The sequence below is a fragment of the uncultured Ruminococcus sp. genome (genome assembly GCF_934476685.1).
Lineage (GTDB): Bacteria > Bacillota > Clostridia > Oscillospirales > Ruminococcaceae > Hominimerdicola.
Genome location: NZ_CAKSNX010000001.1, coordinates 108,869 through 124,982, shown reverse-complemented (window position 1 = coordinate 124,982; position 16,114 = coordinate 108,869). Strand labels below are relative to the sequence as shown.

Here is a 16,114-nt window from a genome sequence, read left to right as displayed (position 1 = left end):
AAAGGCTGAAAATAATGGTACAGAATGAAAAGCAGCTGGATTCGCAGCTTATCTACGACGGAAAGGTCGTAAAGCTTTATAAGGACGAGGTCGAGCTGGATAACGGCTATAAGACAGGCAGAGAATGGATAAAGCACCCGGGCGGAGTATGCATTGCCGCTGTGGACGAGGATGAGAACGTGTACTTTGTGGAGCAGTTCAGATATCCTTTCCACACAGCACTTATGGAGATACCTGCGGGCAAGCTTGAATTCGGCGAGAACCACAGAGAATGCGGCATAAGAGAGCTTAAAGAGGAGATCGGCGCAGAGGCTGAAAGCTTTGAATACCTCGGCTGCCTTTATCCTACGGTGGCTTATGATACAGAGGTCATTCATATGTATCTTGCAAGAGGACTTTCCTTCGGCGAGCAGCATCTTGACGAGGGCGAGTTCCTTGACGTAAAGAAGATACCTCTTGAAAAGGCTTTTGAAATGGTAATGAACAACGAGCTGCCCGATTCAAAAACTCAGCTTGCCATAATAAAGACCTATATAAAACTCAAAGGAGAAAAGTAATACCCTATGGCAGGTGCTGCAAAGCTGCTGAAAAGCGTGGTGAAGTTCACAGCCTTTAAGATCGTTTATCCTGCGGTATATAAGATATCCGCTCTGAGAAAATGCGATAAAGGCAAGGTGATATTCGCCGAGATAAGATCCGACAAGCTGACGGATAATTTCAGATATATCTACCAAAGGCTTGAGAATACTCAGGGCATAAAGCCGCAGCTTTTCGCCGTGAACAATATTTCGGGCGGAATGGGTTATCTGTGGAAATATGCAAAACTGTGCGCAGAAATGGGCAATGCAGGCGCTGTACTTATAAACGAAAGCTGCAACCTTTTCGGTGCGTTCAGATTTCGTAAGGAAACAAAGGTCATTCAGACGTGGCACGCCTGCGGAGCATTCAAGAAATGGGGACTAAGCTCCGCCGAGGGAACTTTCGGCGAAAGCCGCAGGGAGCAGGAAAAATATCCTGCCCACACAAGCTATACCCTCTGCCCAGTAAGTTCTGAGGAATGTATATGGGCATACAGGGAGGCTTTCGGTCTTAAAGACAACGCAGACTGCGTAAAGGCAATGGGCGTTTCAAGGACGGATTTCTATTTCAAAGAGCAGAATATACTGAATGCGCAGAAAAGACTGGACGAGGTGCTTGAAAAGCGGCTCACAGGAGGAAGAAAGGGCAGAAAGGTCATACTCTATGCCCCTACGTTCCGTGGACAGCCCAGCAGGGCATATATCCCCGAAAAGCTTCATATAAGGGCGCTGAGGGAGAAGTTCGGCAGTGATTTTGTGCTGCTCATCAAACGTCACGGCTTTGTGAAAAAGCAGTGGGATATCCCCTCTGACTGTATGGATTTTGCCGCAGACGTGACAGAGGATATGGGCATAGATCAGCTTATTGTAACAGCTGATATGCTCATAACAGACTACTCTTCGGTGATATTTGAATATTCCCTTATGCGCAGACCGATGATATTCTATGCCTTTGATCTGGCGGATTATTATGACGCAAGAGGGTTTTATTACAGCTATGACGAAAGCTTTCTGCCAGGCGGTATCGCAGAAGACGGCGGCAGGCTTTCTGAGCTTATCTCGGAGGCTGCAAAAACGGATTATTCCGAGAGAGCGGATAGATTCAGAAAAAGATTTATGGGGGCTTGTGACGGCAAAGCTACCGACAGGATAGCGGATTATATTTTGAATAAACAGTAAGGAAAGTGATTTGCTTTATATGGATACGATCAACAAGCAGAATGAAGAAAAGGTCATCGAGGCTAATGAAAGAAGACTTGCCGCTCTGGAGGACCTTGTGGGACGAAACAAGAAGTTCGCCGCCCTCACAAGGGTAGAGTTCAAAAGAGTCATTCTTCATATCGAGGGAGAGCTGGTAGGTTTTTCAGATGATGAGATACCCGACTTGTGGGCGAGATTTGTTACACAGGACAGACGTCTGAAATTCAATGCACAGCATTTTGACCTTGACGGAACACATTTTCATATCACTGTGAATATGATGAGCGCAAACAATGAAGCGCCTCCAGAAACGGGCGAATACAGCCTGCGCATATTCAAGAAGTACAAGGGCATGAACAAGCCTGAGATATCAACAGATAAATGCGACTATGTTATGATGTACGGTACGCTGTGCAAAAAGACATATGACGATAACGGAAAATGCCTGTCAAATGTGGAGCTGACCAACGAATACCCTGCGGTAATATCATACAGGGTAGACGCTGTCGAGAACGATTCTGCGGATAATCCTATGAATTTCAAGATAAGAAGAGGTGCAAACAACCTGTTCTATGCGGTATCGACTTCTGATATGGATACCTTTGAGTATGGACTTCATATCACATACAAGCCGCCTCAGCCGTCACAGACATTCTTCATAAGAACAAAGAAGATACTTGAAAACAGGAAAAAGCTCATTATCCGTGACCTTTACGGACTTAAAATATGGTGCTTTAAAACAGCTTTCAAATTCTTTAAGAAGTTTGCCAAAAAGAACGGCGATATCATTCTTTTCGCCAGCGGTTCAAGAGCAGAGATAGGCGGAAACGAAAAGGTCATATACGACAGAATGGTTGAAAGGGGACTGGATAAGAAGTTCAAGTTCCGTTTCGACTTCAAAGCGAATATCACAGAGAAAAAGTCCATACCCGCAATGATAAAATTCGTTTATTATCTTGCAACTTCGGATATTATCCTTGTGGACGATTATTACCCGGATATATACCTTGTTGATTTCGACAAGGACGTTAAGATACTTCAGGTATGGCACGCCTGCGGTGCGTTCAAGGCAGTAGGCTTTGAACGTCTTGGAAAGCAGGGCGCTCCTGCATTCAACACAAAGGTTCATAAATGCTATACTCACGTTCCTGTAAGCTCCTATCATTCCGCTATGCACAATGCAGAGGGATTTGCCATAGACGAAAGCAAGTTCTACCCTGTGGGTATACCGAGAACGGATATATTCTTTGACGAAAAGTACAAGGAGGAAACAAGAAAGCGTATGCTGGAGGTGTTCCCTCAGTGCAAGGCGGCTAAGACGGTATATCTCTATGCCCCGACTTTCAGAGGAAACAATGCCGTTACGGCATACTTCCCATTCGATAAGGTTGATCTGAATGCATTCGGTGAGTTCCTTGAGCAGACGGATTCTGTGCTTATCGTAAAGCTCCACCCGTTCGTAAGACGTGCAGTGGAGATACCCGAAAAGTATAAGGACAGGATAATCGACGCTACCCCATATCGTGAGGTCAACGATATACTGTTCATTATCGACGTGCTTATAACGGATTACAGTTCTATCATATATGAAACTTCCCTGCTGAAAAAGCCTATGCTTTTCTATGCTTTCGATCAGAGATACTATGAGGCGACAAGAGATTTCTTTGAGCCTTATGAGGATCTTGTTCCGGGAAAGATATGCTCGAATTTTGATACGCTTATGGAGGCTCTCCGCAAGAAGGACTATGAGTTCGAGAAGATGGACGGCTTTATAAAGAAAAACTTTACCTATACTGACGGGAAGTCAACTGACAGAGTTATCGACCAGCTTATTCTCGGCGAATAACGCTTTTATAGTTGCATTTGTATCCGCAGCGTGGTATAATAAAGAAATAATGTCGGGAAAACGAGGTGACAAGGTTGGATAAGGAAACATTAAGTATGCTTGTGGACGTGGTGATAAGCTGTGCGGTAATAATGGCGCTTATAGTCGCAGCTTGCCTTGTTACTCCAAAAATTGCAAAGTTCATAGAAAAACGTTGTCCTAAGCTGGCTGAAAAGACCGATCCCGCAAGGGTGGACGGTGAAAATAAGGGCGTTGACCCAAAGGATTATAAGGTGCAGGGCGCATTTGAATCCTCAAAGCTGGAGGGGTTCGACCCGAACTATAAGATATACAATCAGGATATATACGGCTTTGATCTCAAGCGTAAAAAGCATGACAAGGGCGGAGAAAACAGCTCTGCAAAGTCAGATGACGATAAGGAAAATTCAGAAAAGTAATAAGAAAGAGGTTATATAAATGGCAAAAAACAACAAGAAAATGGTTGACGCTATCACGTCAATGGACGAGGATTTCGCAAAGTGGTATACAGATATCTGTATGAAAGCTGAGCTTGTTTCATATACAAGCGTAAAGGGCTGTATGGTGATCCGTCCTTACGGCTATGCTATATGGGAGAACATACAGAGAATACTTGACGGACGTTTCAAGGAACTTGGTCATGAAAACGTATGTATGCCTATGTTCATTCCTGAGAGCCTGCTCCAGAAGGAAAAGGATCACGTTGAGGGATTTGCGCCTGAGGTAGCTTGGGTAACTCACGGCGGAAGTGAAAAGCTGGAGGACAGACTTTGCGTAAGACCAACTTCCGAAACACTTTTCTGCGAGCATTATTCAAATATAGTACATTCATACAGAGATCTTCCTAAGCTTTACAATCAGTGGGTATCTGTTGTAAGATGGGAAAAGACCACAAGACCTTTCCTCCGTTCAAGAGAGTTCCTCTGGCAGGAAGGACACACTATCCACGAAACAGCTGAGGAGGCTATCGAGGAAACAGAGCGTATGCTCAACTGCTACGCTGATTTCTGCGAGCATGACCTTGCTATGCCTGTTGTAAAGGGAAGAAAGACTGAGAGCGACAAGTTCGCAGGCGCTGAGGCTACATATGCTATCGAGGCGCTTATGCATGACGGAAAGGCTCTTCAGGCAGGCACATCACACTACTTCGGCGACGGTTTCGCAAGAGCATTCGACATTCAGTTCACAGGAAGAGATAACAAGCTTGCATACCCTCATCAGACTTCATGGGGTGTGACAACAAGACTTATAGGTGCTGTTATAATGACACACGGCGACGATAACGGACTTGTTCTGCCGCCTGCTGTTGCACCTGTACAGGTAGTTATCGTGCCTATCGCACAGCATAAGGAGGGCGTTCTTGACGAGGCTCAGAAGATATATGACAAGCTCAAAGCCTGCGGTGTAAGAGTAAAGCTCGACGATTCAAACAATTCTCCAGGATGGAAGTTTGCTGAGTACGAGATGAAGGGTATTCCTGTAAGAGTTGAGATAGGTCCAAAGGATATAGAGAACGGTCAGTGCATAGTTGCAACAAGATACAACGGCGAGAAGATCACAGTTTCTCTTGAAAATATGCTTGAAACACTCAAAGATACAGTTATCGAGATGCTTGAAAAGACTATACCTGAGGGAATGTACAAGAAGGCAGCCGAGAACAGAGAGAACAAGACATACCGCTGCAAGACAATGGACGAGATAAAGGCTGCGCTTGAAGAAAAGGGCGACGGCTTTGTAAAGGCAATGTGGTGCGGTGACGAGGCTTGTGAGGATAAGGTAAAGGAGATCACAGGCGTAGGTTCAAGATGTATCCCATTCGATCAGGAAGAGATAGACGACGTGTGCGTATGCTGCGGAAAGCCTGCAAAGAAAATGGTACTCTGGGGCAAGGCATATTAATGCAGTCGTAGTGCAATTTTAATAAACCGAATATCTGCCGCCGAACGGAAAGAATGAACTTCGTTCGGCGGTTTTTATTTGTGTCGATAAAAGTATAATTATGCATAATTATATATATGATATTCTAGTTTATATATAATAGAATATTTTTTGAAAAAAGGTGTTGACAAACGGTGCTGAGCGTGCTATAATAATTAAGCTGAATGACACGGAACACGAACGAAACGAAAGAGTTCAGAACGTTCGGCAGACAATCAAATAAAATGCGGCAGTGCTGGAATAGGCAGACAGGCACGTTTGAGGGGCGTGTGTCACACGACGTATGGGTTCAAGTCCCATTTGCCGCACCAAGTTAAAGAGCTTGCAAATCTTTTATTATGGGTTTGCGAGTTTTTTGTTTTATGGGGATTTTGAGTATAAATGTTATGGTGAAAAATTTAGGAGCAGGCTTTGTTTGGCTTGCTCCTTTTTGTTGTTCGGTTTTGCGTAAAGTTTGCTTTGGACGATTGAGGGTTTGTGATTATTTTGATTTTGCGTTTAATGTTTGAGGTCAAGTTTGAAAACTAGACTTTGTTACGAAATATCAAACATTTAAAAGCCAATATAAAACCTCATCAAAGTCGGTTTCAGTAAAATCCATATCTTTGTTTCTTCCGAGCGCTAAAGTAACAGCTCCAACAGCAGACAGCGAGCTTGCCGAGCGTCACGAACCGAGCCGTCCGCCCGAGGGCGCCCGTCCGGCGAGGACCGAGGACAAGTTGACAGATTATTGGAGGTTTGTTATAATATATAAATAAATATATTTTACAAAAAGAAAGGCTGATATTTATATGAAAAAGGAAATTTCAAATAAACAGTGGCTTGTAATAGCCTTGGTCATATTTGTTGCTGCGGTGATGTGTCTGACAGGGTATAAAATATATACGTCTGATTATGTGTCTGTAAACGCAGAGGTAACAAATATATCTGTCAGAACAACAGGAAAAAAGCATAGGCAGGTAGATTATGAGGAACTTCAGTATGTGTATAATGAGAAGGATTATACATTGCAGCGAGATATCGGCTTCCTCAACAGTGAAAAGATAGGTGACAAGGTAGAAATAAAAATTGATCCCGAAAATCCAACTGCAATAGAGGATCAGAGCCTTTTAAGAATGCTTTGTATTGTGAGCAGCGTGTTCTTTTTGATAAGTGCTTTTCTTGCGATTAAATCGTTCAAAAGCAGAGGAAAAGATTAGTGCATTTAATAAGTAAGTGCCTTTCACTTTGATTTGTATGCAAAAAAAGAGGCGACCAAAGGTCGCCCCTACCGAACTATCGAAACTTGTTAAGCCTAGATAAAGACTTCATCAAACCAAAAGAGCCAATATAAAACCTCATCAAAGTCGGTTTCAGTAAAATCCATATCTTTGTTTCTTCCGAGTGCTAAAGTAACAACTCCAACAGCAGACAGCGAGCTTGCCGAGCGTCACGAACCGAGCCGTCCGCCCGAGGACACACGGGGGACACGGTGGGAGATGCCGCAGACTATTTCGTAGCCTATCGTGCCTGTGAGAGCAGCTATGTCATCTGCTGTGATCTCATCGTTCATAAGCGTTACTTCATCACCAACACATACATCATCAAGCGCCGAAACATCGCACATAAACTGATCCATGCATATCCTGCCTGTTATCTTGCAGCGCTTTCCTCTTATGATGACTTCGCCTGCGTTTGAAAGCTTTCTCGGAAAACCGTCTGCGTAACCAGCCGTAACTGTGGCAAGCTTTACCCTTTCACCTGCGTGATATGTCCTGCCGTAGCTTACAGCCGTTCCGCTGTCAATGTACTTGACCTGCGATACAACTGCTTTGAGCGTCATTACAGGCTTAGGCTTGAACGGCAGCTCTTTCTGAGGATTTGGATAAAGTCCGTAAAGTATTATGCCGAGCCTTGCAAAAGTGCTGCGTTTGTCAAAATGATATATTCCGCCTGCGGAATTAAGTATGTGTACCTGTCCAAGCTCTGTGCCAGCCGCCTTTGCAGCGTCTGAAACAGCAAAGAACTTCTCCGTCTGCATCTTTGTGTAATCATCATCAGACTGGTCACAGCCGTCAGCTGACGCATAGTGAGTGAAAATTCCCTCAAGGGATATGTTTTCAAGCTTTGATATCTCTTTCAGCTCATCTGCTATGGAACTAACATCTCCGTGAAGGCCTATCCTCGTCATGCCTGTGTCAATGGCAGCATGAAGCCTTACCTTGCCGGAAGTGCAGTTTTCGGAAAGAGATCTTGCGTAAGAGTATTCTGTGCAAGCCTGAACTATGTCGAACTTTACAAGATCGTCTGCGTTTTCTTCAGGAGTGTAACCGAGAATAAGTATCTCACCGGTTATACCCATGTTCCTCAGACGTTCAGCCTCCAGCAGATTTGATACAGCAAAATGCTTTACCCCAAGCTCGTTCTGGAGAAACGGGGCGATTATCTTGTCGCCGTGACCATAGCAGGAAGCCTTTACAACACACATTATATCTGTGTCTTCACCGATATATTTCTTGTACTGTGTGTAGTTGTATGCGATGCTGTCAAGACTTATCTCAGCCCAGCAGCGTCTTAAAACGTTCATACCGATTCTTCTTTCGTATTTTATTGTACATATGTACATAACTCTAAAGACAGCACCATGCAGAATATTGCGCAGTGCTGCCTTAAAATTATAACTCATATCAGCCTGTTTGTCAATCATAATTATATATGGGAAAAAATATCTCAATGACTTTTCTCAGCTATTGAAAAATAAAGAAAGATGTGTTATAATAACTGTAAATGCAGTGAAAGGCGGCGGTTTTTGTGAGAATTACAGCAGCGGAAGATTTCAGCTGTGATAAAAGTACCGCCTGCTGTATAACAGGTCACAGACGGCGGGATCTGCCATTCGGCGGAGATATGAATAAGCAGGGTATGAAATGCCTTGTAAGTATGCTCCAGCTGCTGTGTCAGGAGGCTTACCGTGACGGCTATCGTACATTTATATCGGGTATGGCGGACGGAATCGACCTCACCTGCGCAAAACTCGTTCACGAAATGATATCTTCGGGGAAATTTCCTGATACAAGACTTGTCTGCGCCCTCCCCTATGAGGAACAGTACAGGGAGATAAGCGGTGCGCTGGACGGGTATTACTACTCTATGATACTTTCGCAGTGCGATGAAAAAGTCATCGTCAGCAGCAAAGGGGATAAGATGAGATATAAGCTGAGAAATCAGTTTATGGTGGATCATTCTTCGAGGATCATAGGCGCATATAAGAAAAAGGAACGTGGTTCCGGAACGCTCCAGACCATAAATATGGCGAAAAAGGCAGGACTTGATATCCAGATAATCTCGCTGGACGAAAATCCTGTGCTTTACTGCGATACAGACACAAATGACGGTGTGTCGGATTTTATAAGAATACAGAGCTGCAAAACGGCTGAAAAAATATAGGAGGAAATGCTGATATGTCCGCAGGCAAGGCTATTGCTGCAAATGCAGCAGAAAGATCAGAAAAGGCATTTAAAAATGCCCCAAATCCAAAAAAGAAAAAGAAGAAAAGAAGGTCGCAGGCACCTGTCGCATTGGTTTATTTTATAACTGTGCTGGTGTTTATGGCTCTGCTGGCGGCATTGTCTATATATCTGCTGAAGGAGTTCAATATACTTGACGACGGCGGCGACGACGAGGACGCTGTTATCTCAAATACGGTGTTCACTAACCTTTATGCAAGAGTAAATTCAAAGGGCGTGCTTTCCGATGCAGCTATCATAAGAGTTGAACCTGATGAGCAGAAGATACTTGTTGTGCCTGTTTCGGCAATGACTGCGGCAAGCACGAATAAGAGCCAGACCATGCGTGACGTTTTTGAAACAGGCGGAATGGCTCAGCTTAAATCTGAGATCCAGGATACATATGACGTTACTATCGACAACTATATGTCCATAACAAATGAGGCTTTTGAAAGCGTAGCGGATATTTTCGGTGGAATTACATATACTCCGTCTGAGGAGCTTTACTACCTTTCACAGGACAACGATCAGAACGATATCTTCATTTCAAAGGGCGAGCTTACCAACCTTGACGGCAGACAGATAAGACTGATAAGCCAGTATCCTATCTTCTCAAACGGCAAGCAGGGCAACATAGAGTTCTTTGGCGAGGCGCTCACTTCACTGCTCAACAATGCTTTCCAGCAGGCGAATATAACCACCGATAATCTTGACAATATCTATGAGATCATTACGGAGAACAGCGATACTGATTTCACCAATGATGATTTCAAACTCCAGAAATCTTATATAAAGGATATGCTGGCGAGCGGTACGATGCCTGCGGAAATGATGTGTCCACAGGGAACATGGTCGCAGAACGATGAAAAGTTCGAGCCTTCATCTGAATTCAAAGCTTCTCTCAGAGAAAGAATAACTACCGATGTTGAGGAAACTGCCGATTCGGAAAGCTCTGCAAATAACTGATAAAATAATATATCTGAAAGGATGTGCGGCTTATGAAGCTTATGGTAATAATTCTGAATAAGACCGATGCGCTTGAATACCTTCTCGAAGGTCTTTCCGCAGCGGGGATAGGCGGAGCAACGATCATTCAGTCCTCCGGACTGGCTATGACGCTGTCGAAAATGGATTCAAGCTTTCTGAGCGCATCTATAAGAAGCCTTTTCAGCGGAGAAGAGGAAGATAACAGAACTATCCTTTCAGTAATAAAAAACAACCAGCTTGATCTTGCAAGGCGGGTAGTTTATAATACTGTGGGAGATCTTTCTCAGCCGAACACAGGAATAATGTTCACTGTGCCGCTGGATTTTGTGGAGGGGACAAGAAAAAACAGGAAAACTCCCCTTATGGCAGAGCAGACCGCCGATATATCGGACAAAGACAATAACAAGGATAATAAAGACGGCACGGAAAATACAAAGGAAAAAACCTAGGGTTTACAAATTGTTTACAATGCGTTATAAGAATGTTTCAGAAATTTCTGTAAAAGCCTTTGATTTTCCTTGCAAAAGATATGCCGTTGTGGTATAATATTTATAATAGGCTTTTAATGAAAGACTGGAATTTGACTTCCGGTCTTTTGTATTTGTATAAGGACTTTTTTCGGGAGGTATTGTATGGCAGACAAGAAAAATGCAAAGAAAACCACTGTGGAAAGAGTGGAAGAGCTTGCACAGCCGCTTGCAGACGAGCTGGGACTTTTCCTGTGGGACGTAAGGTTTGAGAAAGAGGGCGCTACATGGTATCTGCGTGTTCTTATCGACAAGGACGGCGGAGTGACTATGGACGACTGCGAGGCTTTTACAAGACCTTTCAACAAGATACTGGACGAAGAAGATCCTATCTCACAAAGCTATGTTTTTGAGTGCGGCAGTCCTGGACTGGGAAGAGAACTCAGAAAGCCCATACACTTTGAGGTCTGCATAGGCGACGTTGTAAGGGTAAGGCTTATAAGACCTGACGAGAACGGTCAGAAAGAGTTTATCGTCGGACTTGTGGGATATGACAAGAACAGGATACTTTGCCAGACACTTGACGAAAACGGCGATGGAGTTGAGAACGTTGAGTTCAAGCTTTCCGACTGTGCTTTCGTAAAGCTCTATGACGATTATGATCTTGATTTTGACGAATAAAGAATACAAACAGCATATATAACATATAAAACATAAAAAATTACACCGAAAGGAATGGTTTGAAAAATGAACGAGCAGTTTTTCAATGCGCTTGACGCACTTTCATCTGAAAGCAATATTGACAAAGAGGTACTTATCGAAAAAGTAAGAGAGGGTCTTATAAAGGCTGTAAAGAAAGAAAATCCTGGCTGCGAGCATATAAGAGTTGACATCGAGCCTAAAACAGGCAAGCTTGAAATGTGCATACTCAAGGAAGTTATGAAGGTAATGTTCGTTGACGATCCTGACAACGAGATCTATATCGGAGAGGCTAAGACATACGATCCTGACGTTAAAGAGGGCGACTGGGTAGAGATCCCTGTAAATCCGACTAAGATAGGAAGAGTTGCCGCTCAGAACGCAAAGCAGTCCATCAAGCACGACATAAAGGATTTTGAAAGAAACAAGCTTCTTGAACAGTATAAGGGCAAGGAACACGAGATAGTTTCAGCTGTCGTTCAGAAGGTAGAGCCTGCAACAGGAAATGCAGTTATCACTATCGACAAGAACGAGCATTATTTTTATAGAAGTGAGCAGATACCTGGAGAGGTACTTAAAGAGGGCGACATCATCAAGGTCTATATCGTGAGCCTTGGCGGAACAGAGAAAAAGCAGCCTATCGTTAAGCTTTCAAGAACACATAAGGATATGGTAAAAAGACTTTTCGAGCTTGAAGTTCCTGAGATCGCAGACGGTACGGTAGAGATAAAGTCTATCGCAAGAATAGAGGGCGTAAGAAGCAAGATCGCAGTTTATTCAAAGGATAAGAACGTTGACGCTGTTGGCGCTTGCATTGGTCCTAAGAAGTCAAGAATATCAAATGTTGTTGCAGAGCTTAAGGGCGAGAAGATAGACGTTATAAACTGGTGCGAGGATGAGGCTGAGTTCATTGCAAAGGCACTTGCTCCTGCTGAGGTAATAAACGTTGAGCTGCTTGAGCCTGAGTACAAGACTGATATGAAGGGCGATCAGGAGATAAAGAAAGTCATCAGAAAGTGCAGAGTTGTCGTTCCTAACAATCAGTTCTCACTTGCTATCGGCAACAAGGGACAGAACGCAAAGCTTGCAGCCGGTCTGACTGGTTACAAGATAGATATCGTTCCGGAAGTTCCTGCGGTTGAAGAAACAGCTGACGAGGCTGCTGAAAACGACGGCGAGTAATTATTATGAAAACGAAAAAGATACCAATGAGAATGTGCCTTGGCTGCGGTGAAATGAAGCCTAAGAAGGAGCTTGTCAGGGTAGTGAAGCCGAAAGAGGGCGATATATCACTTGACCTTACAGGCAAAAAGGCGGGCAGAGGAGCTTATATCTGCCGCAGCGCAGAATGTCTTGCAAAGGCGAGAAAGGCACGGAGGCTTGAAAAAAGCTTTTCATGTAAAATAAGCGATGAGATATATGACAGTATGGAGGAGGAACTGAAAAATGGCGGCGAATAAGGCAGAAAAATCAAATAAGCCGAATAACAAGCTCGGTCTTATCTCCATGTGCAGAAAAGCGGGAAAGCTGGTCATGGGAATGGATATGGTCAAGGAAGCGTGCCGTACAGGTACAGCAAAGGCTGTATTCACAGCAAGCGACCTTTCCCCGAAGTCCCTTAAAGAAGTCAAGTTCTCCTGCGCAAGATACGGCGTAAAGCTGTATGCGCTGGGAGTGGATATGGACGAAGTCGGAAACGGCATAGGAAAGCGCACAGGCGTTGTGGCAATGACCGACGGCGGATTTGCAAAGTCGTGCGTAAAGGGACTTGAAGAGATCCAGATAGATGAAAACGAGTTTTACGGCGGAATATAATTGAAGCGTCAAGGAGGATATACAGCCTATGAGTAATAAGAGTGTGAAGAAGATCAAGCTTAACGAGCTTGCAAAGGATCTTAAGCTGAACAGCAGCGATATAATCGAGTGTCTGGAAAAGTTCGACGGCGAAACAAGAAAGACTCAGGCGGCTCTCCTGCCTGAAGAAGTGTCATATGTTTTTGAATATTACACACAGAACAATCAGGTAGAGAATTTTAACGAGTATTTTGCAAATAATAAAAAGCCGGAAGAGCCTAAGGCAGCAGAAAAGCCTGCGGCTGAAAAGGCAAAAGAAAAGAAGTCTGCTCCTAAGAAGGAGAATGCAAAGACAGAAAAGGCAGAGAAAACTGTAAAGGCTGAAAAGAACGTAAAGACTGAGGAAAAGCCAAAGGCAGAAAAAGCTCCTGCACCAAAGGCTGAACAGACTCCTGCTCCTAAGGCTGAGAAGAAGGAAGTTAAGGAAGTCAAGGAAGAGCAGGATAAGCCTGAAAGAAACGAAAGAAATGAAAAGAAAAAGGAAGCTGCAAAGAAGAAAGAGCATGGCATCAAGCAGCAGCTCGGCGGATTCTCAGGCGGTTCAAAGGACGAAAAGGGATATACTATCTCTGAGGATTCAGATAACTTCAGCGGCAGAAGAACTATCGACACAAGAGGAAGCTATGTAGAGCTTGATAAGTACAACGAAAAGTATGACAACCTTGCCAACGCTAAGCAGGGCAAGACAAAGGATAACTTCCAGAAGAAACAGAAGATAACACAGAAGTCACAGCAGTATAAAAAGCAGCAGCATTCCCACAAGAGAGAAAGTGAGCAGGATAAGCTCAACAGACTTGCTCTAGAAAAGGCAAGAAAGCAGCAGCTCAAGGTAATGATACCTGACGAGATCGTTGTTTCAGAGCTTGCTTCAAGACTCAAGGTAACAGCTACCGAAGTCATCAAGAAGCTTATGGGTCTGGGCGTAATGGCGTCTATCAACGAGGTCATCGACTTCGATACAGCGTCACTGGTCGCTGATGAGCTGGGAGCAAAGGTAGAAAAGGAAGTTGTCGTTACTATTGAAGAAAGACTTATCGAGGACGAAGAGGACGCTCCTGAAAGCCTTGAACCAAGATGCCCTGTCGTTGTTGTTATGGGACACGTTGACCACGGTAAGACTTCTATCCTCGACAGAATAAGAAACGCAAATGTTGCAGACGGAGAGGCAGGCGGTATCACACAGCATATCGGTGCTTATCAGGTAAATTACAACGGTCAGAAGATCACTTTCCTTGATACTCCAGGACACGAGGCGTTCACTTCAATGAGAGCAAGAGGCGCAAATATCACAGATATAGCTATACTTGTTGTAGCGGCTGATGACGGTATCATGCCTCAGACAATAGAATCCATCAACCACGCAAAGGCTGCGGGAGTTTCCATTATCGTTGCTATCAACAAAATGGATAAGGAAGGCGCAGACCCAGACAGAGTTAAGCAGCAGCTTACAGAACATGAGCTTGTTGTTGAAGAATGGGGCGGAGATGTTATCGCTGTTCCTGTTTCCGCAAAGACAGGTATGGGCATTGACGAACTGCTGGAGAACGTTCTGCTTGTGGCTGAGGTAAAGGAGCTTAAGGCAAATCCTAACAGACTTGCAAAGGGCGCAGTTATCGAAGCCAGACTTGATAAGGGCAAAGGTCCTGTTGCAACACTTCTTGTACAGAACGGTACTCTTAAGAACGGCGATGTTATCATCGCAGGCACATCAGTGGGACGTGTAAGAACAATGACAGGTCACACAGGAAAGCCTATCCAGAAGGCTGGTCCGTCAACACCTGTTGAGATAACAGGTCTGAGCGAAGTTCCGAGCGCAGGTGATACATTCAATGCGGTCGAGGACGAAAAGCTTGCAAGAGAGCTTGTTGAGCAGAGAAAGCATGAGGCTAAGGAAGAGGTATTCCAGCAGTATCAGAAGGTAACTCTTGACAATCTGTTCGCACAGATCTCTGAGGGTGAGATGAAGGAACTTCCTATCATTGTAAAGGCTGACGTACAGGGTTCTGTTGAGGCTGTAAAGCAGTCACTTGAAAAGATATCCAACGAAGAGGTAAGAGTAAGAGTTATCCACGGCGGCGTAGGCGCAGTTTCAGAGAGCGACGTTATGCTTGCTAATGCGTCGAATGCTATCATCGTAGGATTTAACGTAAGACCTGACCCTGTTGCAAAGGCTAATGCTGAGCAGAGCGGCGTTGAGATAAGACTTTACAGAATTATTTATGATGCGATCGAAGAGATCACAGACGCTATGAAGGGTATGCTCGCTCCTAAGTACAGAGAAGTCGATACTGCAAGAGTTGAGGTAAGACAGACCTATAAGATCTCAAATGTCGGAACAGTTGCAGGTTCATATGTACTTGACGGAAAGATCGGCAGAAACGACCTTATCAGAGTTGTTCGTGACGGTATAATCATTGCAGACGACAAGATGTCATCACTCAAGAGATTTAAGGATGACGCAAAGGAGGTTGCCGCAGGCTTTGAGTGCGGTATCACTCTTGAAAAGTTCTCTGACATCAAGGTAGGAGATATCCTTGAAGGATATATAATGGAAGAATACAGAGATTAAGAGATCAAGATATCAATATATCAATAAAAAACAGGAGGCAGCGGTATGGGATACAGAGCAGGCAGAATGTCCGAGGATATAAGAAGAATAATTTCGGGCAAAATGAGAGATCTCAAAGACCCACGCATACACGGCGGAGAGATGCTTACTGTGGTAAGATGCGATGTAGCGAACGACGGCTCTTACTGCAAGGTGTATATATCCAGCTTTGAAGGCTATGAAAAGGCTAAGGAGGCTGTAAAGGGTTTTGAGTCTGCCACAGGCTATCTTAAAAGAGAAATTTCAAATGTGCTGAAGCTGAAAAAATGCCCTGAGCTTAAATTCGTGGCTGACAATTCTATTGAACATTCAGCTGAGATAACAAGAAAGCTCAGAGAGATAATAAAGGATGAACCGTCTGATGAAGATGCTGAGGACGGTTCGGAAGATATAGAAGATAAAGAAGATATGCAGTAATGTTTTCAGCGTTTTTC

At 44.1% G+C, this 16,114-nt stretch carries 16 protein-coding genes and 1 tRNA gene; 16 read left to right on the top strand and 1 reads right to left on the bottom strand.

Features of this window, described 5'->3' with window-relative positions:
- Window positions 1-14: 14 nt before the first annotated feature.
- The 7 genes from Q0E19_RS00585 to Q0E19_RS00555 all read left to right on the top strand — a co-directional run bounded on the left by Q0E19_RS00585 (window position 15) and on the right by Q0E19_RS00555 (window position 6,779).
- Entirely contained in the window at window positions 15-557 is a 543-nt protein-coding gene (locus Q0E19_RS00585) for an NUDIX domain-containing protein (protein WP_294406110.1), read from the top strand.
- Window positions 558-563: 6 nt separating this feature from the next.
- Window positions 564-1,757, top strand: coding sequence for a CDP-glycerol glycerophosphotransferase family protein (locus Q0E19_RS00580; RefSeq protein WP_294406107.1), 1,194 nt, complete (start codon window positions 564-566; stop codon window positions 1,755-1,757).
- Window positions 1,758-1,776: 19 nt separating this feature from the next.
- Window positions 1,777-3,624, top strand: coding sequence for a CDP-glycerol glycerophosphotransferase family protein (locus Q0E19_RS00575; protein WP_294407004.1), 1,848 nt, complete (start codon window positions 1,777-1,779; stop codon window positions 3,622-3,624).
- 74 nt (window positions 3,625-3,698) lie between these two features.
- Window positions 3,699-4,061 (top strand): hypothetical protein, encoded by a 363-nt coding sequence (locus Q0E19_RS00570; protein WP_294406105.1) that lies wholly within the window; start codon window positions 3,699-3,701, stop codon window positions 4,059-4,061.
- Window positions 4,062-4,080: 19 nt separating this feature from the next.
- Entirely contained in the window at window positions 4,081-5,541 is a 1,461-nt protein-coding gene (proS, locus tag Q0E19_RS00565) for a proline--tRNA ligase (protein ID WP_294406102.1), read from the top strand.
- A gap of 265 nt (window positions 5,542-5,806) precedes the next feature.
- Window positions 5,807-5,891: transfer RNA gene (locus tag Q0E19_RS00560), tRNA-Leu, on the top strand.
- A gap of 480 nt (window positions 5,892-6,371) precedes the next feature.
- Window positions 6,372-6,779 (top strand): DUF3592 domain-containing protein, encoded by a 408-nt coding sequence (locus Q0E19_RS00555; RefSeq protein ID WP_294406099.1) that lies wholly within the window; start codon window positions 6,372-6,374, stop codon window positions 6,777-6,779.
- Between the two features lie 230 nt (window positions 6,780-7,009).
- On the opposite strand, the gene alr is transcribed toward Q0E19_RS00555, so the two are convergent.
- The gene (gene alr, locus Q0E19_RS00550) at window positions 7,010-8,146 is read right to left on the bottom strand and encodes an alanine racemase (protein WP_294406097.1); all 1,137 of its coding nucleotides are present in this window, start codon (window positions 8,144-8,146) and stop codon (window positions 7,010-7,012) included.
- Between the two features lie 224 nt (window positions 8,147-8,370).
- Here alr and Q0E19_RS00545 point away from each other — a divergent pair, with 224 nt between their 5' ends.
- From Q0E19_RS00545 to rbfA, 9 genes are all read left to right on the top strand, one after another.
- Window positions 8,371-9,006 carry an SLOG family protein gene (locus Q0E19_RS00545; RefSeq protein WP_294406095.1) on the top strand — a complete coding sequence of 212 codons (636 nt, stop codon included), beginning with the start codon at window positions 8,371-8,373 and terminating at the stop codon, window positions 9,004-9,006.
- 14 nt (window positions 9,007-9,020) lie between these two features.
- The gene (locus Q0E19_RS00540; protein ID WP_294406093.1) at window positions 9,021-10,031 is read left to right on the top strand and encodes an LCP family protein; all 1,011 of its coding nucleotides are present in this window, start codon (window positions 9,021-9,023) and stop codon (window positions 10,029-10,031) included.
- Window positions 10,032-10,063: 32 nt separating this feature from the next.
- Window positions 10,064-10,501 carry a hypothetical protein gene (locus Q0E19_RS00535; protein ID WP_294406089.1) on the top strand — a complete coding sequence of 146 codons (438 nt, stop codon included), beginning with the start codon at window positions 10,064-10,066 and terminating at the stop codon, window positions 10,499-10,501.
- Window positions 10,502-10,684: 183 nt separating this feature from the next.
- Window positions 10,685-11,200: a ribosome maturation factor RimP gene (gene rimP, locus Q0E19_RS00530; RefSeq protein ID WP_294406084.1), complete on the top strand. Its 516-nt coding sequence runs from the start codon at window positions 10,685-10,687 to the stop codon at window positions 11,198-11,200.
- Window positions 11,201-11,266: 66 nt separating this feature from the next.
- Complete coding sequence (gene nusA, locus Q0E19_RS00525; protein ID WP_294406080.1) at window positions 11,267-12,400, top strand: transcription termination factor NusA; 1,134 nt, start codon at window positions 11,267-11,269, stop codon at window positions 12,398-12,400.
- Between the two features lie 5 nt (window positions 12,401-12,405).
- Window positions 12,406-12,678 carry a YlxR family protein gene (locus Q0E19_RS00520; protein ID WP_294406079.1) on the top strand — a complete coding sequence of 91 codons (273 nt, stop codon included), beginning with the start codon at window positions 12,406-12,408 and terminating at the stop codon, window positions 12,676-12,678.
- Complete coding sequence (locus Q0E19_RS00515; RefSeq protein ID WP_294406077.1) at window positions 12,665-13,033, top strand: ribosomal L7Ae/L30e/S12e/Gadd45 family protein; 369 nt, start codon at window positions 12,665-12,667, stop codon at window positions 13,031-13,033. The genes Q0E19_RS00520 and Q0E19_RS00515 overlap by 14 nt, the downstream gene beginning before the upstream one ends.
- A 28-nt stretch (window positions 13,034-13,061) precedes the next feature.
- The gene (infB, locus tag Q0E19_RS00510) at window positions 13,062-15,641 is read left to right on the top strand and encodes a translation initiation factor IF-2 (RefSeq protein WP_294406074.1); all 2,580 of its coding nucleotides are present in this window, start codon (window positions 13,062-13,064) and stop codon (window positions 15,639-15,641) included.
- A gap of 45 nt (window positions 15,642-15,686) precedes the next feature.
- Complete coding sequence (gene rbfA / locus Q0E19_RS00505; protein WP_294406072.1) at window positions 15,687-16,097, top strand: 30S ribosome-binding factor RbfA; 411 nt, start codon at window positions 15,687-15,689, stop codon at window positions 16,095-16,097.
- Window positions 16,098-16,114: the final 17 nt, after the last annotated feature.